The organism is Mesorhizobium sp. M0983 (assembly GCF_040318975.1).
In the GTDB taxonomy this organism is placed as follows: domain Bacteria; phylum Pseudomonadota; class Alphaproteobacteria; order Rhizobiales; family Rhizobiaceae; genus Mesorhizobium.
On sequence record NZ_JAMYNH010000010.1, the window covers coordinates 46,100 to 69,799 of the forward strand.

The following is a 23,700-nucleotide window of genomic DNA, read 5'->3' on the forward strand; positions in this document are numbered from 1 at the left end:
CCGATGACAAGCATCGCCTTCGACCGGCCGGCTCGCGAAACGGCAGCCGCCAGCTTTGCCATGTGGGTGTTCATCGGCTCCGAGGCGATGCTGTTCGGCGCCATCCTGCTCGTCTTCATGTTTGCCCGGTTGAGTTATGGCGACGCCTTCGCCGGCGCGGCGAAGCATCTGTCGCTGCCACTGGGCACGGCCAATACCGTCGTCCTGATCACCAGCAGTTTCGCCATGGCGCTCGCCCATATGTACACGGCCGCGCGGCGATGGCGCGCCGCCGGCCGGGCATTGGCTGCGACGGCGCTGCTCGGCGTCGTCTTCCTGGCGATCAAGGCGACGGAGTACGCCAGGGAATTCGGCGAAGGGCTGGCGCCGGTGCTCGGCGCGCCTTTCATCTATAAGGGCCCGGATCCTGTCCATGCCGAATTCTTCTTCGGCCTCTATTTCGCGATGACCTCACTGCATGCCTTGCATCTGATTTGCGGCGTAATCGTCATCGGCGGCATCCTCGCTCTGTGGCCGCGCACGATCGAGGCCAGCCGGTTCCGCCGCGTGCAGGCAATCGGCCTCTATTGGCATTTCGTCGATATCGTCTGGGTCTTCCTGTTCCCCGTCCTCTATCTGATCAACAGATGAGCGAGTTCCGCAAACTCACGCTTGCCTATGTCGGGCTTCTGGCCTTGCTGGCCCTGACTGTCGGCTCGTCCTTCCTGGCGCTTGGCGCCTTCAATTCGGCACTCAACCTGACGATCGCCGCGGCCAAGGCTGCCGTCATCGCCATCCTGTTCATGCATCTGCCCAGCGCCGGCGTCCTGCCGCGTCTTGCGGTCGCTGCTGCCGGGCTTTGGCTGATGATCCTGTTCGGGCTGACGCTGATCGGACAATAGGCCGAAGCGGCGCACCTCGTTCATACCCTTACAGCGGCTCCGGAACGGCTTTGCACGGACGGCTTTTGCTCGGCCGCGGGCATGGAAGCCCTTTGGCCATCGCCATTCAGATGCCGGGCCTCGTCCTCGGCTGCGTCTTCAAGCTTGGCGACGAGCAGATCCTTGAGGTCGCCAACCTCTTCCTCGATGTCTTCGATGGGTACGCCGGCGTCGGCCGCCTCTTCCTCGCATTCCCTGGCGAGGATTTCCGCCTCTCTTTCAAGCCTGATCGGAGGCGGCGGCACATGAACGTTTTCGTGAATCCAGTCCTGCAAGAATTCTATCGCACTATCACTCATGGGGCTCACCTGTAGCGGCAAACTGTAGTGCCATTAACGTACGTGCTGCAAAATGGATGCTTGGCAACGCCGGATTTCGAATAGCGATACTTGACAATAGCGTGATCGCCAAGGAGCTAGAGCTTTGCAGCCAGGGAAATCATTTGGCGTCGCAGAAATGCGGCTAACCAGACAGTTGGAGCGGGATGTAATTTGAAGGCATCCCGCCCTAAGACGCGTTGCGCCGTCGCGCCGGTGTTGCGCGATTCGGGTCGCCGGACGGCCGAACATCGTCATCTGCGGCAGATCGTGTCGGCCGCTCAGCGACACGGTCGGCGCGCATTTTGCGTTTATGCGCCATCCAGAATGGCAAGAGCTCGGCAAGAAAACTGTATATCGTGGTCTTCATCGGCATGCTCCGGACAACGGTTACAACTCGTCATCCCGGAGTTCCGTTCCAGCAAAGAGTTGCGTTCCGGCAAATCCGTCGCCTCTACAATTGCGATTCGATAGGCAGGCATCCAACCAGCGCTGCAACGATGCGCCGATAGAGACTGGCCTCGGGTTCATGCGAGTATTGCCGCATCTCGCCATCCGCCATGCCGAGCCACCGCAAGGCGCCTTTGTCCAAGACCAGCTGGTAGCTCGTCTGCGCCGACTTTTCGCGCTCGAACCGCCGGCGCAACTCCATCACCAGATTGGTATCATGGAAAAGCACGCCCATTTCCGCATTCAACGACACCGAACGCGGATCGAAATTGAAGGAACCGACAAACCCCAACGTGTCGTCGACCGTGAAGGCCTTGGTGTGGAGGCTGGCTCCCTTTGAGCCGAAAACGGAGATGTTGGCCTGGCGGTCGAATGGCTGCAATTCGAAAAGCTGGATACCCTTTTTAAGCAGCTTGCGGCGGTATTTGGCATAGGCGCCGTGCACGGCGGCGACGTCCGTCGCGGCGAGCGAGTTGGTCAGGATTGCAACCTCGGCGCCACGGTCCACCAGCTTCGACAGGATGGCCAACCCGGTGCGGCTGGGGATGAAATAGGGCGAGACAATTTCGAGGCGCTGCCTGGTCGCCGCGATAGCGGGAAGCAGCTCCTTTGTCAGCCAGTTCCTGCGCCTCTTGCCGCGCACCTTTTCCGGCGGATCGGAAATGACGCGAACGCCTTTCGTCCAGCAGACGTCGCTGTGCGCTACAATGAACTCCGTGATCGTGCGCCAGGCACGCAGGCTGTTCAAAAGCTGGCCGTCCGCGGTCGCATCGAGATTGTCGAGGAAATCGGCGCGCGAGCCCGCCGTAGCCGGATTGAGCAGTTGGATCGGCTTTGCCGCCTCGCAATTCCAGAACGCCTCGAAGATCTGCATCGTCTGCCCTACGGCAGGACCGAGAAGCAACAGGTCGAGATCACGAAAATTCGTCTCCGCAGCGTCGAAATAGGCATCGCCGATGTTTCTTCCTCCGACGATGGCCAGGCTCTCGTCGGCGATCCAGGCCTTGTTGTGCATGCGGCGGGTCATCGCAAACAGCCGGGCGACCATCTCCAGCGAGCGAAAGATGCTGCCGTTCCTCATGCCGCTGGGGTTGAATAGCCTCAGCTCGATGTTCTTGTAGCTGTTGAGCGCCAGGTAAGCGGCGTCGCTGTTGCGCGGATTGATATCGTCCAGCAGCAGGCGGACGCGGACACCGCGCTCCGCCGCCTTGACGACCTCCTGCATAAGCAGCCGGCCGCTATGGTCGTCGTGCCAGAGATAGTACATCAGGTCGAGGCTGCTGGTAGCACTGCGCGCGGCAAGGATTCGCGCGGCAAACGCGTCATAATTGTCGGCGATCAGCAGCAGTCCGCTATTACCGGCCGCGATCTTGTCCTGGGCAAACCGCGAAATGGCTGTATCCATGAAATGCACCGGCGAACGTCAGCGAAGCAAACGATCTGAAAATCTGACTAACAACCCTTCAGGTTCATTCTGGTTGCAGTCGCGGCTGCCTTATCGCGTCCAGGTTCAGGCGGGCCTTGATGGGCAGATGGTCGGAGGCGCGCTGCGCCAGCGGCGTCTTGTGCACCTCGATGCTGGAAATGAGGTGCGGCGGCCTGGCCAGGATGCGGTCGAGCGCAAACAGCGGAAAGCGCGACGGAAAGCTCGGCAGAACCGCATCGATCGGACCGAAATGCGGCAGCAGGGCCAGCAGCGAAGACCTGTTGCGGACGCGCCACTCGTTGAGATCGCCGAGCAAGATTGTCGGCCGCAGAACCGGGTGCGTGGCTTCGACAAGCGCGTTGGCTTGCTGCGAGCGCGAGCGCCGCAGCAAGCCGAAATGCGCGGCTATGATCCTGAGCGAGACGCCCTTCAGCTCCAGGTCCGCGATAACCGCGCCGCGCGGCTCGAGGCCGGGCAGCCGGATCTGGTTCACGCTTTCGACCACGCCGCGTCGCGCCAGGATCAGATTTCCGTGCCAGCCATGGCTGCGGCGGTTTTCCGGGACATGGGTGGGGACGAGGTCGCTGTCCCGCTCGAGCGCTGCGAGATCCAGCAGTCCCTGCCTGCTTCCGGTTCTTTCGTCGGCCTCCTGCAAAGCAATGATATCGGCGTCGAGTTCCTTGACCACGGCTGCGACCCGCTCCGGATCGAACCTGCCGTCGGTGCCGACGCATTTATGCACATTGTAGGATGCGACCGTGGTGCACGAAATTTCATTGCCGGGTACCGTAAACCGCGGCACTTCCCTTCGCAGCGCAGCGCCAAGCGACCTTGGAAGGGTAGGCGATCGATCCAGCATGTGATCCATTTGCGGTTGAGTCGGTGAGTGGCGGCCATTGCGATTATGGCGCGTGCGGAGGTCTGAAACAACGACGACCTTGCAAAACCGTTCCACCACCGGCCTCGGCGCGCCCGCGGTCTGGAACTCAGACGGGCAACAACACGTTTCGGGAAGGCAGCGCAGTCAACGGAGAAGTCGAATGCAGTCCTTAGCCGCAGATTCCGCCCCCCGCCCAGGCCCGCTCAGGATTGTCCCGTTCGATGGAACTGTGACCGTTCGGTTCTCCGATGCCATTATTGCGTCGAGCGAGCGGGCAAAGCTGCTCTATGAAGACGGCCATGATCCGGTTTTCTACATCCCCTTCGAGGACATCTATTTCGACCTGTTGGAGAAGACGAACACAACGAGCCACGGCGCGCTGAAGGGCACGGCAAGCTATTGGCGTGTTCATGCGGTCGGTTCGTCGGCAGAAGACTTCATGTGGGCCTACGAGACGCCCGACACCCCGGCATTGGCGATCGCCCGCCATGGTGCGTTCGATCCCGACCGGGCGCGGATCGAGGCCGATCCCGCGGAAGACAAGCGGCACACGCCGCACGTCACCGAGTAGACCCACATCGGCGATAGCCGCCAGCTTTCCGTCAGCTCGGGAACTCTTCCTTGAGGATGCGCAGGCCGTCTTCGTATTTCGCCGTCGAGGCACCGATCTGCCGTGCCTGCCATAGATTGTCGGCGAGATCGGCGCGCTTGACCGGCAATGCCAGCGGGTTAGCCGCGGCCCTGCGAACGAAGGCGGCATCGTCCTCGTTCGGCCGCCGCGTCATGGCATCGACGGCAGATACGATGGACGGTCCAAACCCGGCCGCCTCAAGCCGGTCGCGGTTCCAGCCGTCGCCTTTTTCGATGACGTCGTGAAGATAGGCGATGGCTTTCTGGTCGAGCGTTTCGACGGCATCGACGACCCGGCGGCAATGTTCGATATAAGGCCTTCCAGTCTTGTCCGCCTGTGCGGCATGGGCCTGTTCGGCGATTTTTGCCGCGCGATACAGCACGCTCATCGGATCGACCCCGTAACGAACAGCGCATTCCTGGCGCACCAACGCGCCATAGTCAGCGCGAGTTCCGATGCACAACGGGACGCCCTGCTCCCTCACTTGCGTGCTGAATGCCGCCGCAGCAGGCGCGACACGTCAGGAGACGCGTTCAAAACTGTCGAGGCTGGTTCCAAAGGCGCGCCAGGCGGGGAGTTTCCTGGCTCGGGCCGGCGCCCCTTCCTTTTCCGCCGACAAAGCGGCATCGGCAACAGTGTGCCACAGCATCTCCAGCTTCCCGTTCCTGAGTATGCCGGTATAGCTCACCGCTGCGGCTCCGACCCGCCCTTCGGCCGCGCAGGTGAATCCGATGACGTCTCCATGGCAGGCACCGAACAGCGGCACCGTCATGCCGAAGAAGGCGCTGTCCTCCAGCGCCGTCCTGAAGGTTCCGCTGATCCGTCCGCCTTCTTCGCCGGTTATTTCGACCACCGACCCGTACTGGTTCCGCCAGGTGCCCAGCCAACTCATCGTTGCTCCTCCTGATTGCCTCCACAGGGATTGCGTTGCCACACGGCCGCCAAGCCGCGGCCGGTGTAGCGGCCTTCAATCAGCCGCGATGCCAGTCATCGACATCTGCACGAAGTGCAGCGGCGCCTCCAGCGTCCAGGTGATGCCGCTCCTGTCGAATTCCAGGCGTCCGGTGCCGCTGAGCGCCTGCGGCGTGACGCGTTTGAGCACAACCGTTCCGAAACCGCGTCGCGTGTTTTCATCCACCAATGGCCCGTCCAGTTCCCGCCAGACAAGGCGGAAGCCGTCGCTGCCATCGGCGGCTGGCATCACGGTCCATTCGACCTCGACCCGTCCGTCATGGCGCGACAGCGCTCCGTGCTTTACCGAATTGGTGGCCAGCTCGTGAAAGGCAATGCCGAGATATTGCACGGCGTTCGGCTGCAGCATGATCATCGGCCCGCTCATCGACAGACGGGCCTGTGTCGCGAAGGCCTTGGTCTGGGCATGGATCAATTCGCCGATAGTCGCGCCGCGCCATTCGGCATCGACCAGCAGATCGTGCGATTCCGAAAGCGCCATGATGCGTTCCCGGACCTGTGAAAGGAAAGCCTCTGGCGTCCCCGCCAGCTTGCTGGTCTCGCGGATCATCGAGACGATCACCGAGTACTGGTTTTTGACGCGGTGGTTGACTTCGCGCATGAGTGTGCGGATGCGCCGTTCGCTCTCCTTATGCGGGCTGATGTCGCGCGCGATCTTGGAGGCGCCGATGATACGCCCGATGCCGTCGCGTATCGGCGAGATGGTGAGCGAAACCGGTACCAGGGTGCCGTCCTTGCGCTGCCGGATAGTCTCGTATGAGGGAATCCGTTCGCCGGCGCGAATGCGGCTGATAATCATGGCTTCCTCATCCAGGTGGTCGGGCGGGATGAGGATCGTCACCGGGCGGCCGATCGCCTCGGCGGGCGTGTAGCCGAACAGGCGTTGTGCGGCGTCGTTCCAACTGGTGATAATGCCGTTCAGGTCTTTCGACACGATCGCGTCCATCGAGGATTCGACGATGGCAGCGAGCCTTATGCCGACGTCGTCAGCCAGCGCCTGCGTGCGGAGGTCGAGCAAGGTGTTGATGGCGCCGACGACCTCGCCGGTCGCATCGCGAAGCAGGGCCGGGTGCGCGCTGAACGGGATGAACTGGCCGTCCGGCCGCTCGACGATCGCCCGGCCCCCACGAACGTCCCGCTCTTCCAGCAAGGCAACGGCCATCGGACATTCGTCGTGCGCCATCGGTCCCCCGTCGAGGTGGCGAAGCTTCCATGAACCGCACCAGCGGTCCTGGCCGATAACCGGACGATATCCCCAAAGATCGGCAGCGGCTTCGTTGAAGAAGGTGATGTAGCCTTGTCTGTCGGTGGTGTAGACGGCCACAGGCAACGCCTGCATCAGATCGGCGGAGGAAACTTGCGGGATTCCGCCAGTCTTTAGTTCAACGACGTCCACCAGTCCCCCGCTCCGCTTGGCTTGCCGACGGATTGCTTCGTCATCTAAATGCGCGCGAGCGTTTTCGGTTCCGTTCGGGCTGCTTTCGGACATTCAGGCTGATTTGCGTTTCGCGGCCGTTCCCGGACCTTTGCTCGGAGCCTTGCCGCCTTCTTGCGCCAGGCTCTTGCGCAGAACATCGGCGAGATTGACGACGTTCGTCCTCGGCTCGGGTGCCGGCTTGGGCGGTTTCTTGCCCTTGCGCTTGGCTTCGATCATCGCAACCAGCGCCTGTTCATACGTATCTTCGAACTTCGACGGGTCGAATTTGGCCGGCTTCTTGTCGATCAGCAATTGCGCGATTTCCTGCATCTCCGGATCGACCTTGCGATCCTTCAGCCCTTCGAACACCGCGTCCGCCGCGACCACTTCATTGTGGTTGCGTAATTCAGTCATCACCATGCCCTTGCCCAGCGGCTGGATCAGCACCTCTCGGCCACGCTGGTACAGTACGACGCAGGAGCGGGCTGCTACCTTTTTCCTGGCCATGGCGTCCCGGATCACCGCGAAAGCCTCCGTGGAGGGCGCGTCGGCCGGAACGAGATAGTAGGGTTTTTCGAGGTAGCGTGCGTCGATTTCGGCGGTGGGCACGAACTCGCCGATCTCGAGCGTATGCTGCGATACCATCTTCAGTTTCTTGATTTCGTCCGGCTCAATGCGGATGAACTCGCCCTTTTCGACCTCGTAGCCCTTTACCTGCTCGGCCGCCTCGACCGTGTCGCCGGTCTCCTCGTCTATATAGGCGCTCTTGACCGGAAGACCGTCCTTGCGGTTCAGGATCCTGAAATGCACTTTCTCGGCCTCGCTGACGGCGCCGATGATCTTGACGCCACAGGAAACAGATCCGACTTTCATAAAGCCCTTCCAGGCAGCTCGTGGCGTCGCCATGTCGATCACTCATTTGCCGAACGGACGGAACGGCTGCGAGCGGAAATCGTTCCGCCGTGGCAGGCTATTCCATAGGCCCGCCCGGACGAGAACGTTCGTTTCATTTTCGTCAGGGGAATAGCGCAATGGCCAAACGCAGCGCAGGGTTGCTGATCTTTCGCCGAAGCGAAGGACATTTCCAGGTCTTGCTGGTGCATCCGGGCGGCCCATTCTGGGCGAAGAAGGACGACGGCGCATGGTCGATCCCGAAGGGCTTGATCGACGAGAACGAGGACGAGCTAGCGGCGGCAAAACGCGAGGCCGAAGAGGAACTCGGCGTCGCCATCGATGGAGGTTTCGAACACCTTGGCAGCTACCGGCAGCCGGGCGGCAAGCTCGTCATCGCATGGTGCGTCGAGGCGGATTTCGACAGCGACGCCATCAGCAGCAACACCTTCGTCATGGAATGGCCGCCAAGGTCCGGCTCGATGAAGGAATTCGCCGAAGTCGACAGAGCGGGCTGGTTCTCCCTGCCTGAAGCCAACCATAAGATCCTGAAAGGCCAGCGCGCCATGTTGGCGGACTTTGCCAGTCGGCATGGCGACGGATGAATTTGTTTCAGCCCAGTTCTTAAGGGCAGTGCTTGGGCTTCCTCACCGCTCTGCTTTAAGCGCGTTGCGGCCGCAGCGTGCGCAACGTGATCGAATAGCGGTGCTCGGCAACCGGCGGGATGCTGTGCTCCCATTCACTGCGCGCGGCGCCCGTCATCAGATAGGCCGATCTTGGCTCGACGGTGACCGTCTTGCGGTTCCATCGCGTGCCGTTTTTCCGGCGCAGGCGAAAGCTGCACGCGGCCAGCAGGGAAACGCCGGCGACCGCCTCGAAGTGAGGCTTGTCGCGGTGCCAGCCGATACCGGCGCCCGGTCGGTACTCGTTGATCAGCACCTGCACGAAGGTCTCGGCGGGCAGGCGGGCAAAGGCTGCAACCTTTTCCCTGAGCGGCAGCAGAAAGCCGGGTATCGGCGGTGCCTCGACGACTGCGCGCCGGTCGTAGTCGTAGCGCAGCCCGAAGCCGACTATCCGCCGGTTTGCCAGATGGCCATGAAAGTCGAAAGCCTGAAATGGCTGGCTTGCGAGCTGGCTCGCCAACGCTGCTTCTTCGTCCGGCGTGATCAGTTCGGGCCGGTAGCGGAATCCTTCCGGCCGGTCGTCGGTGGCGGCAAAGAGATCGCCCTGGCGGGCTGCAGCCGATGTCTTGGGCGATGGCATCAACCGTATTTGGTGAAGCCGCCCCGTAGCGGCAAGGCTGCTTCGGCAGCAAGGAACCTCGCTCTCCGTGCAGGGTTATTCACACGACGGCATGGAATGGAGCACTGCCGAGCATTGGACCTGTCGAGGATGCCTTCAACTGCAATCAGGAACATCGATTACCAGCCGGCGACGAGGGTACTCTCCGTATGGTTCGTCCCGAGCGGAAACCGCTATGATTACGAGGACGTGCCGCCGCAGGTCCACGCGGCATTCCGCAAAGCCTCGTCAAAGGGCCGGTTCTTCAACGAGCATATTCGTGACCGGTACAGATACCATCTGGTCGAGCAGAGCCATTCGAAGTGAGCCTTCAGGCGCTTCTCAACCACGGTCTCGGTTCTCCGCCATGCCTGCCGCGCGGTGGCAATGAGCGGACTTCGCAGTTGGCGAGCGACCTGATATTGACCATGGTCCTACCCGAAACATCGAAAGCCTGGAATGTCCGCCGAAGCCGAAAAAACCGAGCAGCTCCAGCAATTGCTCGACAACCTCGACCTGGCGGGCGCCCTGGACAGTGACAGTTATAAAAGGTTCCTCGACCAGCTGCCGATTGCGATCGCAATTTCCGATTTGGGCGGCGATGAACGTGTTGTTTACGTCAATTCCGAGTTCCAGAAACTGTCAGGCGTTTCCGTCGCAGAGCTGGAGCGCCGCAACTGGGCTGCGCTGAGCGGACAAGGCTTGGGCGAATACAAGGACCGGCCGCTGGCCCGGGCCATCGTCGAGCGTCTCGCCGGCCGCGTCGATGCACTCGCAATTCTTTATCAGGCGCTGTCGGCCGACGAACAGAAGGCCGAAGTGGACCTCGGCGTCTATCTCAGCCAGATCGCTTCCGCAGTGATGACGTCGCACGCCGTGCAAGGCATCCGGCTGGATATGAAGGTCGACACCTATCCCGTGTCGATCAACGTGGCGATGCCAACCGGCCTGGTGGTCAACGAGCTTTTGACGAACGCGCTGAAACACGCCTTTCTGGGTCGCGAAGGCGGGACAATCACGCTGCGCAGTGTTGTCGACGGCGACGGCTTTCGCATCGTTGTCGCCGATGACGGCATCGGCCTGCCCGAAGGCGAGACCTGGCCGAAACCCGGCAAGCTCGGAGCGTTGATCGCGCAATCGCTGACCGAGAACGCCAAAGCCCGGTTCGAGGTGGACTCGACCCCCGGCAAAGGAACGCGAGTGACCATCGTCTTCAACAGATCGGCCGCGCTCGCTTCGTAGCCGCACGAGCAGGGCTGCCGCAAGCGGGGTCATTCGAGGCCATCCGCATCAGCCGGGCCCCTCCATTACCTTGCGCGTGTGGCGGGCGATGACACCTTCTTCGTCGGTCGCCACGACGCGGACTTCGACCTTGCTCTCCGCCTGGCTCATCAGCGCGGCATGGGAGCTGTTGGCCGCCTCGTCGATCGCCACGCCGAGCCAGCCAAGCCTGTCGCAAATCGCTTTGCGGGCCGGAGCCGAGTGCTCGCCGATGCCGCCGGTGAACACCAGGCATTCGAACCCGCCCAGCGTGTTGGCGAGGGCGGCAATCTCCCTGGCGGCGCGGAAGGCGAAAAGCTCCACCGCTTCGCGCGCCCGGCGGTCGTCGCTGGCTTCCAGCGTGCGCATGTCGCCGGAAATGCCGGACACGCCGAGCAGGCCGGATTCCTCGTAGAGCATGTCTTGCAGCGCCTCTCCCGAAATCCCTCTTTCCAATAGCAGGTACAAAAGCACGCCCGGATCGATGGCGCCGCAGCGTGTGCCCATGACCAGGCCGTCAAGCGCCGAAAAGCCCATCGTCGTATCGACGCTTCGCCCGTCGCGCATGGCGCACAGGCTCGCCCCGTTGCCGAGATGGGCGACGATGGTTCTTTTCGCCGCCAGATCGGGCGATATCTGCTTGAGCCGGCCGGCGACATATTCGTAGGAAAGCCCGTGAAAGCCGTAGCGGTGGATGCCGTCTGCCTCATAGTGGCGCGGCAGCGCGAAACGGCTGACCAGAGGCTCGATGGTCCGATGGAAGGCCGTGTCGAAGCATCCGACCTGCGGCAGGTCGGGCCGCAACGCGGCAAGCGCCCGGATCGGCGCGAGGCTGCGCGGCTGGTGCAGTGGCGCAAGCGGCGTCAGCCTGTCGAGAGCCTCGATAATTGTCGGCATCAGGCGGACAGGTTCGACGAACTCGCGTCCGCCATGGACGATGCGATGTCCGGCGGCGATCAGTTTCCTTCCGCCAAGTTCGTTCTCGATCCATTGCAGCATCTGGCCGATGCCCATGTCGCGTGATGCGTCTGCGGCAAGTGGCCGATCGCACTGCAGCTCCCCATCGGCGGCTTTCGCGGTCAGCCTTGGCGCATCGCCCAGATCCAGTGAACCGCGCGAGGCAAGATCCAGCTCGGCGGACGCTGCAAGATCGTAAAGTCGGAACTTGATGCTCGACGAGCCGGCATTCAACGCAAGGATCGATCGTCGCATCAATCGCCGGCCCTCGTCGCGCTGTCCTGTGGCCAGGACCATTTCTGGATCTCGGGCATGTCCTCGCCATGTTCGCGGACATAGGCCGTGTGCTCAGCCAATTTCCCATGCAGCGCCGCGGCAAGATCCTTCGCCCGCTCGGCCAGCCCCGGCACGCGCGCGATCGCGGCGAGCGCCAGATGATAGCGGTCGAGCTGGTTGAGCACCACCATATCGAACGGCGTCGTCGTCGTGCCTTCCTCGCGAAAGCCATGCACATGCATGTTGTCGTGGTTGGCGCGCCGGTAGGTCAGGCGGTGAATGAGATAGGGGTAGCCGTGATAGGCGAAGATGACCGGCTTGGCCTTGGTGAACAGCGCGTCGAATCTGTCGTCGGCAAAGCCATGCGGATGCTCGGAATTCGACTGCAAAATCATCAGGTCGACGACATTGACGACGCGGATCTGCAGGTCCGGAATGCCTGAGCGCAGGATGTCGGCTGCGGCAAGCGTCTCCAGCGTCGGCACGTCGCCGGCGCAAGCGAGAACCACATCCGGATCTTCGCCCTTGGCAACCGTCCCGGCCCATTCCCAGATGCCGGCACCGGCCTTGCAGTGCGCTTCCGCGTCTTCGGCGGACAGCCATTGCGGCGCCGGCTGCTTGCCGGCGACGATGACGTTGATGCGGTTGTAGGTTTTCAGGCAATGGTCGGTGATCCACAGCAGCGTGTTGGCGTCGGGCGGGAAATAGAGCCTGACCGTGTCGGCCTTCTTGTTGGCGACGAAATCGGCAAAGCCCGGGTCCTGATGGCTGAAACCATTGTGATCCTGCCGCCAGACATGCGAGGTCAGCAGGTAGTTGAGCGAGGCGACCGGCTTGCGCCAGGCAAGTTCGCCGGAGGTCTTCAGCCATTTGGCGTGCTGGTTGACCATGGAATCGACAATGTGGACGAACGCCTCGTAGCACGAGAACAGGCCATGGCGGCCGGTCAGCAGATAGCCCTCCAGCCAGCCTTGGCAAAGATGTTCACTGAGCACTTCCATGACGCGGCCGTCACGGGAAAGATGGACGTCGTAGGGCTCGATCCGCTCCATCCAGACGCGGTCCGTAACCTCGAACACGTCGTCGAGGCGGTTGGAGGATGTCTCGTCCGGTCCCATCAGCCGGAAATTCCTGGCCTCGGCGTTCAAGCGGACCACGTCGCGAAGATAGCTTCCGACCGTGCGCGTCGCCTCTCCCACAGTGCCGCCCGGACGCGGTACGTCGAGCGCCAGGCCTTTCCAGTCGGGAAGCACGAGGTCCTGTTTCAGCAGGCCGCCATTGGCGTAGGGGATTGCGCCCATGCGTCGTGACCCCGTAGGTGCCAGCGCCGCGAGCTCCGCCAGGAGATGGCCGCCTTTATCGAACAGTTTTTCCGGCTCGTAACTGCGCATCCAGTCTTCGAGGATCTGGCGGTGCGCCGCATCGCCGCGTGCGTTCGATACCGGTACCTGGTGCGAACGCCAGAAATCCTCGACCTTCTTACCGTCGACCTCTTTCGGCCCAGTCCAGCCCTTTGGGCTGCGCAGCACGATCATCGGCCACAGCGGCCGCTCTCCCTTCCAGCCCGCGGCTCGTGCAGGCTCCTGGATGGAGTGGATCCGGTCGAGCACGGTATCGAGCGTGCGGGCCATCTCCCGATGCATCGCAGCAGGTTCATGACCTTCGACGAAGAAGGTTTCGTAGCCATAGCCGAGGAACAGGCTGCGCAACGCCTCGTCTTCCATGCGGCCGAGGATCGTCGGGCTGGCGATCTTGTAGCCATTGAGATGCAGGATCGGCAGGACGGCGCCGTCGGATGCCGGGTTCAGGAACTTGTTGGAATGCCAGGCCGCGGCGAGCGGACCGGTCTCGGCTTCGCCGTCGCCGACGACGCAGGCGACCACAAGGTTCGGATTGTCGAAGGCGGCGCCGAAGGCATGGACCAGTGCATAACCGAGCTCTCCGCCTTCGTGGATCGAGCCGGGCGTCTCCGGAGCCGCGTGGCTCGGCACTCCGCCGGGAAACGAGAACTGCCGGAACAGCTTTCGCAAGCCGTCTTCGTCCTTGCCGACCTCGGGATAGATCTCGCTGTAGGTCCCCTCGAGCCAGGTGTTCGCGACCATTGCCGGGCCGCCGTGACCCGGACCGCAGATGAACAGAACATCGAGACCACGTTCACGGATGATCCGGTTCAGATGCACATAGATGAAATTGAGGCCGGGTGTCGTGCCCCAATGGCCGAGCAGCCGCGGCTTGATGTGCTCGGGCAGCAAAGGCTCGCGCAAGAGCGGATTGTCGAGCAGATAGATCTGGCCAACCGAAATGTAGTTCGCGGCGCGCCAGTAGCGGTCCATCACATCGATCTGGTCAAGGCCGGTTGTTTGCGCAGTGGTGCGGGCCTCGTCGTTCATGGAAATGCCTCCGGAATACCCTCGTCCGTCGTTATCTGGGGTGGCGTCGCGCCGGAGAAAGGATTTGCCTCGAAATAAGTTTGGGCGGCCGCCAGCGCCGCTTGCCGATCCTGCAACCTGGCGAGCCCGACAAAAGCGGGTCGGTCTTTGGGGAACTTCGGGGCTTGCCAACGGTTAGGAAGGTGCACCGCATTGTATGAATCCAGGCGGACTGCCGAGGCCTTGGGACATGGACCGGCCAAAAGTGCCGTTTGAGCAGCTTGGGCGATTGTGGCGGAGGCCCATAGGAGGAGCAGAAAAATGCTCGATCTCTCCCATGCCCGCAACCAAATGGTCGACATTCACTTAAGCCGCCGTGGCATTCGCGACCGCAATGTCCTTCAGGCGATGCGCGAGGTGCCGCGCGAGGCTTTCGTCGAGCCTGGTTTTGAAGAATTTGCCTATGAGGACGGGCCGCTGCCGATCGCCGAAGGTCAGACGATATCGCAGCCCTACATCGTTGCGTTGATGATCGAAATGGCGGAGATCGGAGCCGGTGACCACGTCCTCGAGGTTGGCACCGGCTCGGGCTATGCGGCTGCCGTAATGAGCCGGATCGTCGAACGCGTCTACACGATCGAGCGCCACGCCGCGTTGGCTGAAACGGCAAGGCAGCGGTTTAAAAAGCTTGGCTACGACAATATCGAAGTCCGCACCGGCGACGGCACCAAGGGCTGGCCCGAGGCGGCACCCTTCGATGCGATCCTGGTTGCGGCCGCCGGGCCCGGCGCACCGCTCGCCCTGCAAGAACAGCTCGACGTCGCCGGCCGGCTTATCATCCCGGTCGGCGACGAATTCGACTCGCAGCGCCTGCTCAAAGTCACCCGGACTGGCGCAGCAACTTACACCGAGGAGGATTTCGGCGGCGTGCGGTTTGTTCCACTGATCGGCGAGCAAGGCTGGGGCGAGCCAGGCAGCGACAGCCAAATAGCGGCCGATCTTCCGCACCGGCATCAGCGCAGAAGCAGCCTGCCGCAGATGATAGCGACCGCCGCCGAACCGCTTCCGGATTTCGACGATCCCGCCTTCGGTGCGCTGTTCGACCGGTTTGCCGACCGCCGCGTCGTCTTGCTCGGCGAAGCCAGCCACGGCACGTCGGAGTTCTACCGCGCGCGCGCCGCGATCACTCGCAGGCTGATCGAGAAGCATGGCTTCACCATCGTCGCGGTCGAGGCCGACTGGCCCGATGCCGCGGCGATCGACCGCTACGTCCGTCACCGGCCACCGCGGCCGGGCGCCGATCCGCCGTTCCAGCGCTTTCCCACCTGGATGTGGCGCAACACCGACGTCGCGGCGTTCGTCGACTGGATGCGAGAGCATAATGAGCGGATCAGGATATCCTCCCGGCGGGCCGGGTTCTATGGCCTCGACATCTACAATATGGGCGGGTCGATCGCGGCGGTCTTGCAATATCTCGACCGGATCGATCCGCAGGCGGCAAGGATCGCACGCGAGCGCTATGGCTGCCTGACGCCGTGGCAGAACGACCCGGCCACCTATGGCCGTGTCGCACTCACCTCCGGCTACCAGAAATGCGAGAAGGCCGTGCTCGAGCAATGCCGGGAACTGCTTTCCAGAGAGCTCGACTATGCGCAGCAGGACGGCATCGATTTCCTCGACGCCACCCAAAACGCCCGCCTGGTCGCCTCCGCCGAACGCTATTACCGCACCATGTATTACGGCGGCGCGCAGTCCTGGAACCTGCGCGACACCCACATGTTCGAAACACTGGAGCACCTGCTGCAGGCCCGCGGCCCGGCCGCCAAGGCGGTGGTGTGGGCACATAATTCCCATATCGGCGATGCCCGCTATACCGAGATGGGGATCGTCAGGGACGAAGTGAACATCGGCCAGCTCTGCCGCCAGCGTTTTGGCGACGAGGTTGCCTTGATTGGGCTCAGCACGCATTCCGGGACGGTGGCCGCCGCCACCGACTGGGACGGCGACATGGAAGTGAAACCGGTTCGTCCTTCCCACAACGACAGCTATGAGCGGCTTTGCCATGACAGCGGCGTCTCGCCTTTCCTGCTCGATTTCGAGCGCGACGACACGCTGCGCCAACGGCTTCTGGAGCGCCGGCTGGAACGCTTTATCGGCGTTATCTACCGGCCGGAGACCGAGTTGCACAGCCACTATGCGGATGCCTCGCTCGCCCGCCAGTTCGATGCTTTCGTCTGGTTCGATGAAACCAGTGCCGTGACGCCGCTTGGGCCGGAATATGCGGGGACAGGCCTTCCCGAGACCTATCCTTTCGGGCTGTAGCGAATTTGGACCCTGGGGGAAGCGGAAAATCGAAAGAAGGACGTCACCAATGGCCGGAAAGAAGACTCATGAGCAGCAATTGCGCATCATCGAAGAGCGCGAGAACACGAAAAACGCTGGCAAGGATTTCGACGCGGAAGCGGATTTGAAAAAGACCAGGCAAGAGCGCGAGGCGTTCCGGCGCGGTGCCGAGCTCAGATCGGACCCCAAGGACATTGCCGATCCCGACGACCGCAACATCATCCGCGGCGAGCACCAGGAAAGCGCCCACAACAAGCATCGCGCCGACCGCTGAAACGGCGGGATCGCTTAACGTTAAGACAGTATGGCGCCGGTTCCCGTTCCCCGATCTGACGGATGCAGCGTTCGTGGCCGCAAATTGGCGGACGAGGGCGCCGTCTTGATCCCCTCGGCGCTATTCAGCAAAAAATGTCGCGGCGACAGCAATTGAGACGAGGCTCAGCATCGCCAGGCCTGCCCTGGCGACATGCGAAGTCTCCCAGACGTTGCGCAAATCTCTCCAGTCGCCGGTCTGCTTTCGAGAAAACATTGAAAAAAACGTCGCGGCTGATTGCGGCATGGCAACGTCTTGCACCCAGAAATTATTGACGGGATGCGTGACCAACCAATAGGTCGCATGTTCCGCCAGCAGGAAGACAAGCGCCGCCAAGGTCCACCAGAATCGAGCGCTTGGATAAGGCGTCAGGTAGAGCAGGATGGCGAGTGCAATGATGCCGCCGATCTCGGCAAACCCGCCGATCGTGAAGCCGGGATAGTAGATCGCCTGCACTGATTTGTAGGTAGCCTCCTTGAGGCGCAACTTGCCCGGCAACTCCAAAGCGTGCGCAAGCGACAGCGCCATCGTGACAGCGACCAGAAGAAGGCGGCGATCATCAATACGCGCATGTTCCTGCTCCCTGACCACAGCGTGGTTGGTGATCCGGTAAAGGCGACGCCACCCGACTTCCCTGCAGGCCGGTTCGGTCATTCCCCGATCTGGCTGGTCGACCGTTCGTGGAGTGTGGCGCCGGTCTGCGCGTCGACCGCGACCATGCTGACCTCGTAGCCCCAGAGCTTGCGGATATGGCGCAGCGTGGCGTCACGGCTGCCGCCTTCCAGCACGATGCCGTCCTTGACCTTGTGCTGCAGGCGCAGATGCCGGTCGCCGAGCAGGTCCACGTCCACCACCTGGATGTCCGGCCGGCTGGCGCCGATGTCGTAGCTGTGGGCGAGTGCGGCGCGGACGCTCTCGTAGCCGCGCTCATTGTGTATCGAGGCGACTTCGTAATGCGGGTCGTTGGCGGCATCGGCAAGGACAAAGAACCGCCATTTCCGTATCAGGGTAGGGCTCAGATACTGGCGGATGAAGGACTCGTCGCGATGGTTGGCCCAGGCGTCCAGCAAGGTCTGGCGCCAGTCGCCATTGCCGGCGATATCGGGAAACCAGTCGCGGTCCTCAGCCGTCGGCGCGGTCGAGATGCGCTGGATGTCCTGCATCATGTCGAGACCCAGCGCGTAAGGATTGATACCGGAAAAGCGCGTATCGTCGAACCCTGGCTGGAAGATCACGTTCGAATGGTTGCGCAGGATTTCCAGCATGGCACCTTCGCCGATCAGGCCGCGGTCGAACAAAAGGTTCATCAGCGTGTAATGCACGAAGGTGGCGCAGCCCTCGTTCATCACCTGCGTTTGCCGCTGGGGATAGAAATACTGCGCGATCACGCGGACGATCCGGATGACCTCACGCTGCCACGGTTCCAGGATCAGGCTGTTCTTCTCCAGGAAATAAAGCAGGTTCTCCTCGGGCAGCTTGAGCGATTTCTTGCGCTCCGTCATGGTATCCGTTTCGCGGACCTTGGTGCCGTCCTTGGAAGGCGGCAGCGTGCGCCACAGATCGTTGTAGGAACGTTCCTCGTATTCCAGGCGCTCGCGAATCCCCTCGCGCTGCTTTTCCGACGACAGCTTCGGCGGCCGGTGATATCTGAACACGCCCTGTTCCATCAGCGCATGTGCGGCATCGAGGATCTCTTCCACCGCATCGACGCCGTGCCGCTCTTCGCAGCGGGCAATATAGCCCTTGGCAAAGTCGAGATAGCTGAGGATGGCGCCGGCGTCCGTCCACTGCCGGAAAAGATAATTGTTCTTGAAGAAATGGTTATGGCCGAGCGCCGCGTGCGCCGTCACCAGCGCCTGCAGGGCCATGGTGTTTTCCTCCATCAGATAGACGATGCAGGGATTGGAATTGATGACGAGTTCGTAGGCCAGCCCTCGCCCACCTTTGCGGTAGAGCAATTCCTGGTAGAGGTAGTGCTTGCCGAACGACCAATGCCGGTACATCAGCGGCATGCCGACAGAGGAATAGGCGTCGAGCATCTGTTCGGACGAGATGATCTCCATCTGCACCGGATAAACGTCGAGGTGGAGCTCTTCGGTGGCGACCGCCTCGATGGTCTCGTAGGCGCGCGACAGCGTCCTGAAATCCCAGTCGGAACCGGAAAACAGCAACCCGGATTTGCTCGCCATCAGCCCCCTCTTTCACCGCTCTTTTGATAACCCGGCTGTCTGGCGAAGAGTTGGCGGAAAACCGGGTAGATGTCGGCCGCCGTGGCGATGCGGCTCATCTGGAAGTTCGACCATCTCAGCTTGACCGCACTGTAGGCACGCCACAGCGACGTGCCGTTGTCGGTAGCGCCGAAGATGTGGCTCTCACGCTCGTCGAGGATCTCGACATAGGCAAAATACTGGCAAAGCCGCATGATCTGTTCGTCGAGAAGGGCGATGCAGCGCTCGGAATCGGTGACGAAATTGTCGCCGTCCGAGGCCTGGGCGACATAGATATTCCATTCGCGGCTGGGATAGCGTTGCTCGACGATGCGGTGCATCTCCTCGAGCGCCGTGGAAACCACCGTGCCGCCGCTCTGGGTGTTGTAGAAGAAGGTTTCCTCGTCCACCTCCTGCGCCTCGTGCGTGTGGCGGATGAAGACGACCTCGGTCCGGTCATAGCGCCGCTTCAGGAACAGGTGCAGCAGCACGAAGAAGCGCTTGGCCAGATCCTTCTCGCGTTCGCCCATCGAACCGGACACGTCCATCAGGCAGAACATCACCGCATTGGCGTTCGGCACCGGCTGGGCGTCGAAGCGGTTGAAGCGGATATCGACCGGATCGACAAAGGCGATCCGCTTGCGGCGGCGCTCCAGCCGCTCAAGCTCTTCCTGCAGCGCCACGATGCGCTGCCGCATCTCGGCGTTTTGCGGCTTGGCCTCCAGCGTCGCGATCTCCTGCGCGACAGCGTCGACCGCCTCCTGCTTGGGACGCCTGAGCGCTATGCGGCGGCCATGGCTGTTGCGCATCGTGCGTCCGACATTGATGTTGGTCGGCGAGCCGGTCGCGGCGAAGCCGGCCCGGCGCGGCTTGAAGGCGAGGATCTCCTTGAGGTTGAGCTTGACCATATCAGGCAGTTCGAGGTCTTCGAAGAAGAGGTCGAGCACCTCTTCGCGCGACAGCACGAAACGGAAATCGTCCTCCGATTCGGTTCTCCCCGGGGCGGATCCCATGCCGCCGCCCTGGCCCGGCTTGGGCAGCCGGTCGCCTGGGGCAAAATGCTTGTTGCCGGGCAGGACGTGCTGGCGGCTGCCGCTGTTCCGGGCATCGTTGAAGCTCGGCTCGCCGGTGCCTCGCGCCGGCATCGAAACGGCATGCTCGGCGTCCACGTCGGCGATCTTGCCGGTGCGGATCTGATCGCGGATGGTGCGCTTCAACTCTTCGCGCGCCCGCCGCAGGAAACGCTGCCGGTTGCCGAGGCTTTTGTCCTTCGGGTTCAGTCGGCGATCGATGAAGATCGGCATATGTTACCCCGGGCTGGCTTCAACCCGCCTTGTTCACCCGCATGTACCAGTCCACCAGCCGGCGGACCTGGCGCTCGGTGTAACCGCGCTGGATCATCCGCTGCACGAATTCGGTATGCCGCTTCTCCGTCACGCTGTCCTGCTTGGAGCCGAAGCTGATCACCGGCAGCAGATCTTCGACCTGCCCGAACATCCGCTTCTCGATGACTTCGCGCAGCTTTTCATAGCTTGTCCATGACGGGTTACGGCCGTGGTTTCTGGCCCGCGCGCGCAGCGTGAACTTCACCACTTCGTTGCGGAAGTCCTTGGGATTGGCGATGCCGGCCGGCTTTTCGACCTGCGACAGTTCGTTGTCCAAAACCTCGCGATTGAGGATCTGGCCGGTATCGGTATCCTTGAAGTCCTGATCCTCGATCCAGGCATCGGCATAGGCGATGTAGCGGTCGAACAGGTTCTGGCCGTATTCGCTGTAGGATTCCAGATAGGCCTTCTGGATCTCGTGGCCGATGAACTCGGCATAACGGGTGGCGAGCTCCGACTTTATGAAATCGAGATAGTCCGCCTCGGTTTCCTTCGGGAACTGCTCGCGCTTGATCGCCTCTTCCAGGATGTACATCAGATGCACCGGATCGGCGGCGACCTCTTCGGTGTCGTAGTTGAAGGTCTGCGACAGGATTTTGAAGGCGAAGCGGGTGCTGACGCCGGTCATGCCTTCATCGACACCGGCCGCGTTTCGGTACTCCTGGACCGACTTCGCCTTGGGATCGGTTTCCTTGAGGTTCTCGCCGTCATAGACGCGCATCTTGGTGTAGAGCGGCGAATTGTCGTGTTCGGCCAGGCGGGTCGAAACGGTGAACCGGCTGAGGATATCGAGCACTTCCGGAGCGCAGGGGCTGGAGGCCAATTCGCTTTCGCGCAACAGCTTCTCGTAGATCTGCCGCTCTTCCGTGACCCGCAGGCAATACGGCACCTTGACCACCAGGATGCGGTCGAGGAACGCCTCGTTGTTCTTGTTGTTCTTGAACTGCAGCCATTCCGATTCGTTGGAATGGGCAACGATGATGCCCTGATAGGGGAAAGCGCCGAAATTCTCGGTGCCGTTGTAGCTGCCTTCCTGGGTCGCGGTCAGCAGCGGATGCAGCACCTTGATCGGCGCCTTGAACATCTCGACGAATTCGAGCAGTCCTTGCGTCGTCCGGTTCAGGCCGCCGCTATAGGAATAGGCATCCGGATCGGACTGGCTGAAGTTTTCCAGCTGCCTGATGTCGACCTTGCCGACCAGGGCCGAAACGTCCTGGTTGTTCTCGTCGCCCGGCTCGGTCTTGGCGATGCCGATCTGGCGAAGCCTGGACGGCATCAGCTTGACGACGCTGAATTTGGAGATGTCGCCGGACAATTCGTCGAGGCGCTTGGCCGCCCAGGGCGAGATCAGGCCGTTCAGCCGCCGCCGGGCGATGCCGTATTTGTCCTCCAAAAGGTCGCCCATGCGGTCGGGGTCGAACAGCCCGAGCGGCGATTCGAAGACCGGGCTGACCTGGCCGCCGACCTTCAGCGTATAGATCGGACGCTGCTCCATCAGCCTTTTCAACTGCTCCGCAAGCGAGGACTTGCCGCCGCCGACCGGGCCGAGGAGATACAGGATCTGCTTGCGTTCCTCGAGCCCTTGCGAGGCATAGCGGAAATAACCGGCGATACGCTCGATCGTATCCTCCATGCCGTAAAAGTCGGCGAAGGTCGGATAGATCTTGATCGTCCGGTTCGAAAAAATACGGCCGAGCCGCTCGTCCTTGCTGGTATCGACAAAGGTCGGCTCGCCGATCGCCTCGACCATCCGCTCGGGCGCCGAGGCGTACATCGACTTGTCCTCGCGGCAGGCAAGCAGATATTGCTGGAGGCTTATCTCCTCCTGCGCCGCATTCTTGTAAACCTCGGAAAACAGATCGAAGACGTCGGATTGATTCTCACGCATGGTATTCCTAGCCCCGGAGCCGGTGTGGCTGCACGTTTGTCTCTTGAACAACCAAATGTCGGAAAGCCCTTGTGGTTCCCTTCACTTTGCAGAGAGTGCCTGTGACCGAATGATAAGACTCTAGATAAGAGCATCCTGCATGCCGACAAGGCGTGGAACGTCCTGCTCGAGGCACAAAATCCTGAATCACGCCACGCGGTGCGGGCGACCTCCGACAAGACGGAGGAACGGTTCTGGTCCTTCCCGGTTGTGAGGGAAAGGAGACGGTTCGATGTTTGAGACTAGTTTGTGGTTGCTCGTTGTTGCAGGCGGTCCACTGCTGCTGGCAATCCTGATCGCCTACGCCCTGCTCACCCAGCGCCGTCGCGGCCCGGCGGAGCGCAGGGAAAGCGAGCGCGCGACCGAGCGCCTGTACCAGGAAAAGAAGGACTGACCGACGGGATCGCAGCTCAGCTGCGGGCAACCGCCAGCCCGGCCACTTTTTCGGCGCGCAGCAGCATGCCGAACAGGTCACGCGGCTCATCGGGATCGGCCAGAAGGTCTAGTTCCTCGTAAAGGCCGGTCCGCTGAAGCTGATCGCGGACGTAGCGTAGCGCGGAAAAATCCTCGATCGCAAAGCCGACGGAATCAAACAGCGTGATCTGTCCGGCGTCCGTCCGGCCTGCTGCCTTTCCTGTCATCACCTGCCACAATTCGGTGATCGGATGGTCCGCATCGAGCTGCTGGCTCTCGCCTTCGATGCGCGTCTGCGGCGGATATTCGACGAAAATATCCGAGCGCAGCAGAATGTCGCGATGCAGCTCGGTCTTGCCCGGGCAGTCGCCGCCGACCGCGTTGATGTGCACGCCGGACCCGACCATGTTGTCGGTCAGGATTGTTGCCGATCGCTTGTCGGCGGTTACCGTGGTGATGATCTGTGCACCTTCAACGGCCTCCTGCGCCGACGCGCAGAGCTTGATGTCGAAACCCATGCCGGCAAGGTTCTTCATGCATTTGGTCGAGGCCGCCGGGTCGATATCGTAGAGGCGCAGCCTGTCGACGCCAAGCAGCGCCTTGAACGCAATAGCCTGAAATTCCGATTGCGCGCCGTTGCCGATGATCGCCATGCATCTGGCGGCCCCGGGAGCGAGGTATTTCGCCGCGACCGCCGAGCTGGCCGCCGTTCGCAGGGCAGTCAGGATGGTCATTTCCGAAAGCAGCATCGGATAGCCGTTGCCGACATCGGCAAGCACGCCGAAAGCGGTCACGGTCTGGCGGCCGTCACGCGTGTTCTTCGGATGCCCGTTGACGTATTTGAAGCCGTAAAGCTGCCCGTCGCTGGTCGGCATCAGCTCGATGACGCCGTCAATGCTGTGCGAGGCGACGCGCGGCGTCTTGTCGAACAGCTCCCAACGCCTGAAATCCTCTTCGATATAGGCGGCAAGCTCGACCAGGAAGCGCTCGATGCCGATGGCAAGCACCAGCTTCATCATGCGGTCGACGCTGACGAACGGAACGATGTTCAAATTGACGGTCAT

24 protein-coding genes are annotated in these 23,700 nt (G+C 61.9%); 9 read left to right on the forward strand and 15 right to left on the reverse strand.

The features are described from left to right. Positions 1–3 precede the first annotated feature (3 nt). Positions 4–630, forward strand: coding sequence for a cytochrome c oxidase subunit 3 (locus NKH71_RS19210; RefSeq protein WP_352495088.1), 627 nt, complete (start codon positions 4–6; stop codon positions 628–630). Then, positions 627–881: a cytochrome C oxidase subunit IV family protein gene (locus NKH71_RS19215; RefSeq protein ID WP_352791025.1), complete on the forward strand. Its 255-nt coding sequence runs from the start codon at positions 627–629 to the stop codon at positions 879–881. Before NKH71_RS19210 ends, NKH71_RS19215 begins: the two co-directional genes overlap by 4 nt. 20 nt (positions 882–901) lie before the next feature. Here NKH71_RS19215 and NKH71_RS19220 read toward each other — a convergent pair whose 3' ends face one another. From NKH71_RS19220 to NKH71_RS19230, 3 genes are all read right to left on the reverse strand, one after another. Then, positions 902–1,219: a DUF768 domain-containing protein gene (locus NKH71_RS19220; RefSeq protein WP_023720522.1), complete on the reverse strand. Its 318-nt coding sequence runs from the start codon at positions 1,217–1,219 to the stop codon at positions 902–904. A 472-nt stretch (positions 1,220–1,691) separates the two neighbouring features. Further along, positions 1,692–3,092, reverse strand: coding sequence for a phospholipase D family protein (locus NKH71_RS19225; RefSeq protein WP_352495087.1), 1,401 nt, complete (start codon positions 3,090–3,092; stop codon positions 1,692–1,694). Between the two features lie 64 nt (positions 3,093–3,156). After that, positions 3,157–3,972 (reverse strand): endonuclease/exonuclease/phosphatase family protein, encoded by an 816-nt coding sequence (locus tag NKH71_RS19230; RefSeq protein ID WP_502899431.1) that lies wholly within the window; start codon positions 3,970–3,972, stop codon positions 3,157–3,159. A gap of 181 nt (positions 3,973–4,153) precedes the next feature. On the opposite strand from NKH71_RS19230, the gene NKH71_RS19235 reads away from it, so the two are divergent. Further along, positions 4,154–4,564, forward strand: coding sequence for a DUF427 domain-containing protein (locus NKH71_RS19235; protein WP_023720519.1), 411 nt, complete (start codon positions 4,154–4,156; stop codon positions 4,562–4,564). Positions 4,565–4,595: 31 nt separating this feature from the next. Here the strand turns inward: NKH71_RS19235 and NKH71_RS19240 are convergent, their stop codons facing one another. The 4 genes from NKH71_RS19240 to ku all read right to left on the reverse strand — a co-directional run bounded on the left by NKH71_RS19240 (position 4,596) and on the right by ku (position 7,919). Then, a complete protein-coding gene (locus NKH71_RS19240; protein WP_023720518.1) occupies positions 4,596–5,012 on the reverse strand; it encodes an HD domain-containing protein in 417 nt (138 codons plus the stop codon). Positions 5,013–5,144: 132 nt separating this feature from the next. After that, positions 5,145–5,516, reverse strand: a complete 372-nt coding sequence (locus NKH71_RS19245) for an avidin/streptavidin family protein (RefSeq protein WP_023720517.1) — start codon at positions 5,514–5,516, stop codon at positions 5,145–5,147. 75 nt (positions 5,517–5,591) lie between these two features. Then, positions 5,592–6,992 carry a PAS domain-containing HWE histidine kinase family protein gene (locus tag NKH71_RS19250; protein ID WP_352495086.1) on the reverse strand — a complete coding sequence of 467 codons (1,401 nt, stop codon included), beginning with the start codon at positions 6,990–6,992 and terminating at the stop codon, positions 5,592–5,594. Positions 6,993–7,085: 93 nt separating this feature from the next. Further along, the gene (gene ku, locus NKH71_RS19255) at positions 7,086–7,919 is read right to left on the reverse strand and encodes a non-homologous end joining protein Ku (RefSeq protein WP_352481441.1); all 834 of its coding nucleotides are present in this window, start codon (positions 7,917–7,919) and stop codon (positions 7,086–7,088) included. Positions 7,920–8,044: 125 nt separating this feature from the next. Here ku and NKH71_RS19260 point away from each other — a divergent pair, with 125 nt between their 5' ends. After that, positions 8,045–8,509 carry an NUDIX hydrolase gene (locus NKH71_RS19260; RefSeq protein ID WP_023720514.1) on the forward strand — a complete coding sequence of 155 codons (465 nt, stop codon included), beginning with the start codon at positions 8,045–8,047 and terminating at the stop codon, positions 8,507–8,509. Positions 8,510–8,564: 55 nt separating this feature from the next. On the opposite strand, the gene NKH71_RS19265 is transcribed toward NKH71_RS19260, so the two are convergent. Next, entirely contained in the window at positions 8,565–9,167 is a 603-nt protein-coding gene (locus NKH71_RS19265) for an alpha-ketoglutarate-dependent dioxygenase AlkB (RefSeq protein ID WP_352791029.1), read from the reverse strand. Positions 9,168–9,296: 129 nt separating this feature from the next. Here NKH71_RS19265 and NKH71_RS19270 point away from each other — a divergent pair, with 129 nt between their 5' ends. Both NKH71_RS19270 and NKH71_RS19275 read left to right on the forward strand, forming a co-directional pair. Beyond that, positions 9,297–9,512: a KTSC domain-containing protein gene (locus NKH71_RS19270; protein WP_352791030.1), complete on the forward strand. Its 216-nt coding sequence runs from the start codon at positions 9,297–9,299 to the stop codon at positions 9,510–9,512. Between the two features lie 132 nt (positions 9,513–9,644). After that, positions 9,645–10,427 (forward strand): ATP-binding protein, encoded by a 783-nt coding sequence (locus tag NKH71_RS19275; RefSeq protein WP_352791032.1) that lies wholly within the window; start codon positions 9,645–9,647, stop codon positions 10,425–10,427. Positions 10,428–10,475: 48 nt separating this feature from the next. On the opposite strand, the gene NKH71_RS19280 is transcribed toward NKH71_RS19275, so the two are convergent. Together NKH71_RS19280 and NKH71_RS19285 are read right to left on the reverse strand one after the other, a co-directional pair. Further along, positions 10,476–11,657, reverse strand: a complete 1,182-nt coding sequence (locus tag NKH71_RS19280; protein WP_023720510.1) for an acetate/propionate family kinase — start codon at positions 11,655–11,657, stop codon at positions 10,476–10,478. Next, positions 11,657–14,068 carry a phosphoketolase family protein gene (locus NKH71_RS19285; RefSeq protein WP_352481445.1) on the reverse strand — a complete coding sequence of 804 codons (2,412 nt, stop codon included), beginning with the start codon at positions 14,066–14,068 and terminating at the stop codon, positions 11,657–11,659. The genes NKH71_RS19280 and NKH71_RS19285 overlap by 1 nt, the downstream gene beginning before the upstream one ends. 300 nt (positions 14,069–14,368) lie before the next feature. Here NKH71_RS19285 and NKH71_RS19290 point away from each other — a divergent pair, with 300 nt between their 5' ends. Further along, positions 14,369–16,369, forward strand: a complete 2,001-nt coding sequence (locus NKH71_RS19290; protein ID WP_352791034.1) for a protein-L-isoaspartate(D-aspartate) O-methyltransferase — start codon at positions 14,369–14,371, stop codon at positions 16,367–16,369. Between the two features lie 49 nt (positions 16,370–16,418). Then, a complete protein-coding gene (locus NKH71_RS19295) occupies positions 16,419–16,664 on the forward strand; it encodes a hypothetical protein (RefSeq protein ID WP_023720508.1) in 246 nt (81 codons plus the stop codon). A 120-nt stretch (positions 16,665–16,784) separates the two neighbouring features. On the opposite strand, the gene NKH71_RS19300 is transcribed toward NKH71_RS19295, so the two are convergent. The 4 genes from NKH71_RS19300 to NKH71_RS19315 are packed head-to-tail and all read right to left on the reverse strand — an operon-like array spanning position 16,785 to position 22,183. Further along, positions 16,785–17,357: a DUF1772 domain-containing protein gene (locus tag NKH71_RS19300; protein WP_352548028.1), complete on the reverse strand. Its 573-nt coding sequence runs from the start codon at positions 17,355–17,357 to the stop codon at positions 16,785–16,787. Then, positions 17,354–18,892 carry a SpoVR family protein gene (locus NKH71_RS19305; RefSeq protein WP_352548030.1) on the reverse strand — a complete coding sequence of 513 codons (1,539 nt, stop codon included), beginning with the start codon at positions 18,890–18,892 and terminating at the stop codon, positions 17,354–17,356. The genes NKH71_RS19300 and NKH71_RS19305 overlap by 4 nt, the downstream gene beginning before the upstream one ends. Continuing rightward, on the reverse strand, positions 18,892–20,214 hold the full coding sequence (locus tag NKH71_RS19310; RefSeq protein ID WP_023720505.1) for a YeaH/YhbH family protein: 1,323 nt from the start codon (positions 20,212–20,214) through the stop codon (positions 18,892–18,894). Before NKH71_RS19310 ends, NKH71_RS19305 begins: the two co-directional genes overlap by 1 nt. Before the next feature lie 19 nt (positions 20,215–20,233). Continuing rightward, the gene (locus NKH71_RS19315) at positions 20,234–22,183 is read right to left on the reverse strand and encodes a PrkA family serine protein kinase (RefSeq protein WP_023720504.1); all 1,950 of its coding nucleotides are present in this window, start codon (positions 22,181–22,183) and stop codon (positions 20,234–20,236) included. A 271-nt stretch (positions 22,184–22,454) separates the two neighbouring features. On the opposite strand from NKH71_RS19315, the gene NKH71_RS19320 reads away from it, so the two are divergent. Continuing rightward, positions 22,455–22,616, forward strand: a complete 162-nt coding sequence (locus tag NKH71_RS19320) for a hypothetical protein (protein ID WP_023720503.1) — start codon at positions 22,455–22,457, stop codon at positions 22,614–22,616. A 16-nt stretch (positions 22,617–22,632) separates the two neighbouring features. Here the strand turns inward: NKH71_RS19320 and ocd are convergent, their stop codons facing one another. Beyond that, complete coding sequence (ocd, locus tag NKH71_RS19325; protein ID WP_023720502.1) at positions 22,633–23,700, reverse strand: ornithine cyclodeaminase; 1,068 nt, start codon at positions 23,698–23,700, stop codon at positions 22,633–22,635.

Bases quoted from the DNA above. Each gene is read 5' to 3' on its own strand.
- ocd (WP_023720502.1), bottom strand. From the start codon at position 23,700: ATGACCGTCAATTTGAACATCGTTCCGTTCGTCAGCGTCGACCGCATG.
- NKH71_RS19215 (WP_352791025.1), top strand. From the start codon at position 627: ATGAGCGAGTTCCGCAAACTCACGCTTGCCTATGTCGGGCTTCTGGCC.
- NKH71_RS19260 (WP_023720514.1), top strand. From the start codon at position 8,045: ATGGCCAAACGCAGCGCAGGGTTGCTGATCTTTCGCCGAAGCGAAGGA.
- NKH71_RS19225 (WP_352495087.1), bottom strand. From the start codon at position 3,092: ATGGATACAGCCATTTCGCGGTTTGCCCAGGACAAGATCGCGGCCGGT.
- NKH71_RS19235 (WP_023720519.1), top strand. From the start codon at position 4,154: ATGCAGTCCTTAGCCGCAGATTCCGCCCCCCGCCCAGGCCCGCTCAGG.
- NKH71_RS19245 (WP_023720517.1), bottom strand. From the start codon at position 5,516: ATGAGTTGGCTGGGCACCTGGCGGAACCAGTACGGGTCGGTGGTCGAA.
- NKH71_RS19265 (WP_352791029.1), bottom strand. From the start codon at position 9,167: ATGCCATCGCCCAAGACATCGGCTGCAGCCCGCCAGGGCGATCTCTTT.
- NKH71_RS19310 (WP_023720505.1), bottom strand. From the start codon at position 20,214: ATGCCGATCTTCATCGATCGCCGACTGAACCCGAAGGACAAAAGCCTC.
- NKH71_RS19290 (WP_352791034.1), top strand. From the start codon at position 14,369: ATGCTCGATCTCTCCCATGCCCGCAACCAAATGGTCGACATTCACTTA.
- NKH71_RS19320 (WP_023720503.1), top strand. From the start codon at position 22,455: ATGTTTGAGACTAGTTTGTGGTTGCTCGTTGTTGCAGGCGGTCCACTG.
- NKH71_RS19295 (WP_023720508.1), top strand. From the start codon at position 16,419: ATGGCCGGAAAGAAGACTCATGAGCAGCAATTGCGCATCATCGAAGAG.
- NKH71_RS19305 (WP_352548030.1), bottom strand. From the start codon at position 18,892: ATGGCGAGCAAATCCGGGTTGCTGTTTTCCGGTTCCGACTGGGATTTC.
- NKH71_RS19275 (WP_352791032.1), top strand. From the start codon at position 9,645: ATGTCCGCCGAAGCCGAAAAAACCGAGCAGCTCCAGCAATTGCTCGAC.
- NKH71_RS19300 (WP_352548028.1), bottom strand. From the start codon at position 17,357: ATGACCGAACCGGCCTGCAGGGAAGTCGGGTGGCGTCGCCTTTACCGG.
- NKH71_RS19315 (WP_023720504.1), bottom strand. From the start codon at position 22,183: ATGCGTGAGAATCAATCCGACGTCTTCGATCTGTTTTCCGAGGTTTAC.
- ku (WP_352481441.1), bottom strand. From the start codon at position 7,919: ATGGCGACGCCACGAGCTGCCTGGAAGGGCTTTATGAAAGTCGGATCT.
- NKH71_RS19220 (WP_023720522.1), bottom strand. From the start codon at position 1,219: ATGAGTGATAGTGCGATAGAATTCTTGCAGGACTGGATTCACGAAAAC.
- NKH71_RS19210 (WP_352495088.1), top strand. From the start codon at position 4: ATGACAAGCATCGCCTTCGACCGGCCGGCTCGCGAAACGGCAGCCGCC.
- NKH71_RS19280 (WP_023720510.1), bottom strand. From the start codon at position 11,657: ATGCGACGATCGATCCTTGCGTTGAATGCCGGCTCGTCGAGCATCAAG.
- NKH71_RS19270 (WP_352791030.1), top strand. From the start codon at position 9,297: ATGCCTTCAACTGCAATCAGGAACATCGATTACCAGCCGGCGACGAGG.
- NKH71_RS19285 (WP_352481445.1), bottom strand. From the start codon at position 14,068: ATGAACGACGAGGCCCGCACCACTGCGCAAACAACCGGCCTTGACCAG.
- NKH71_RS19240 (WP_023720518.1), bottom strand. From the start codon at position 5,012: ATGAGCGTGCTGTATCGCGCGGCAAAAATCGCCGAACAGGCCCATGCC.
- NKH71_RS19230 (WP_502899431.1), bottom strand. From the start codon at position 3,972: ATGCTGGATCGATCGCCTACCCTTCCAAGGTCGCTTGGCGCTGCGCTG.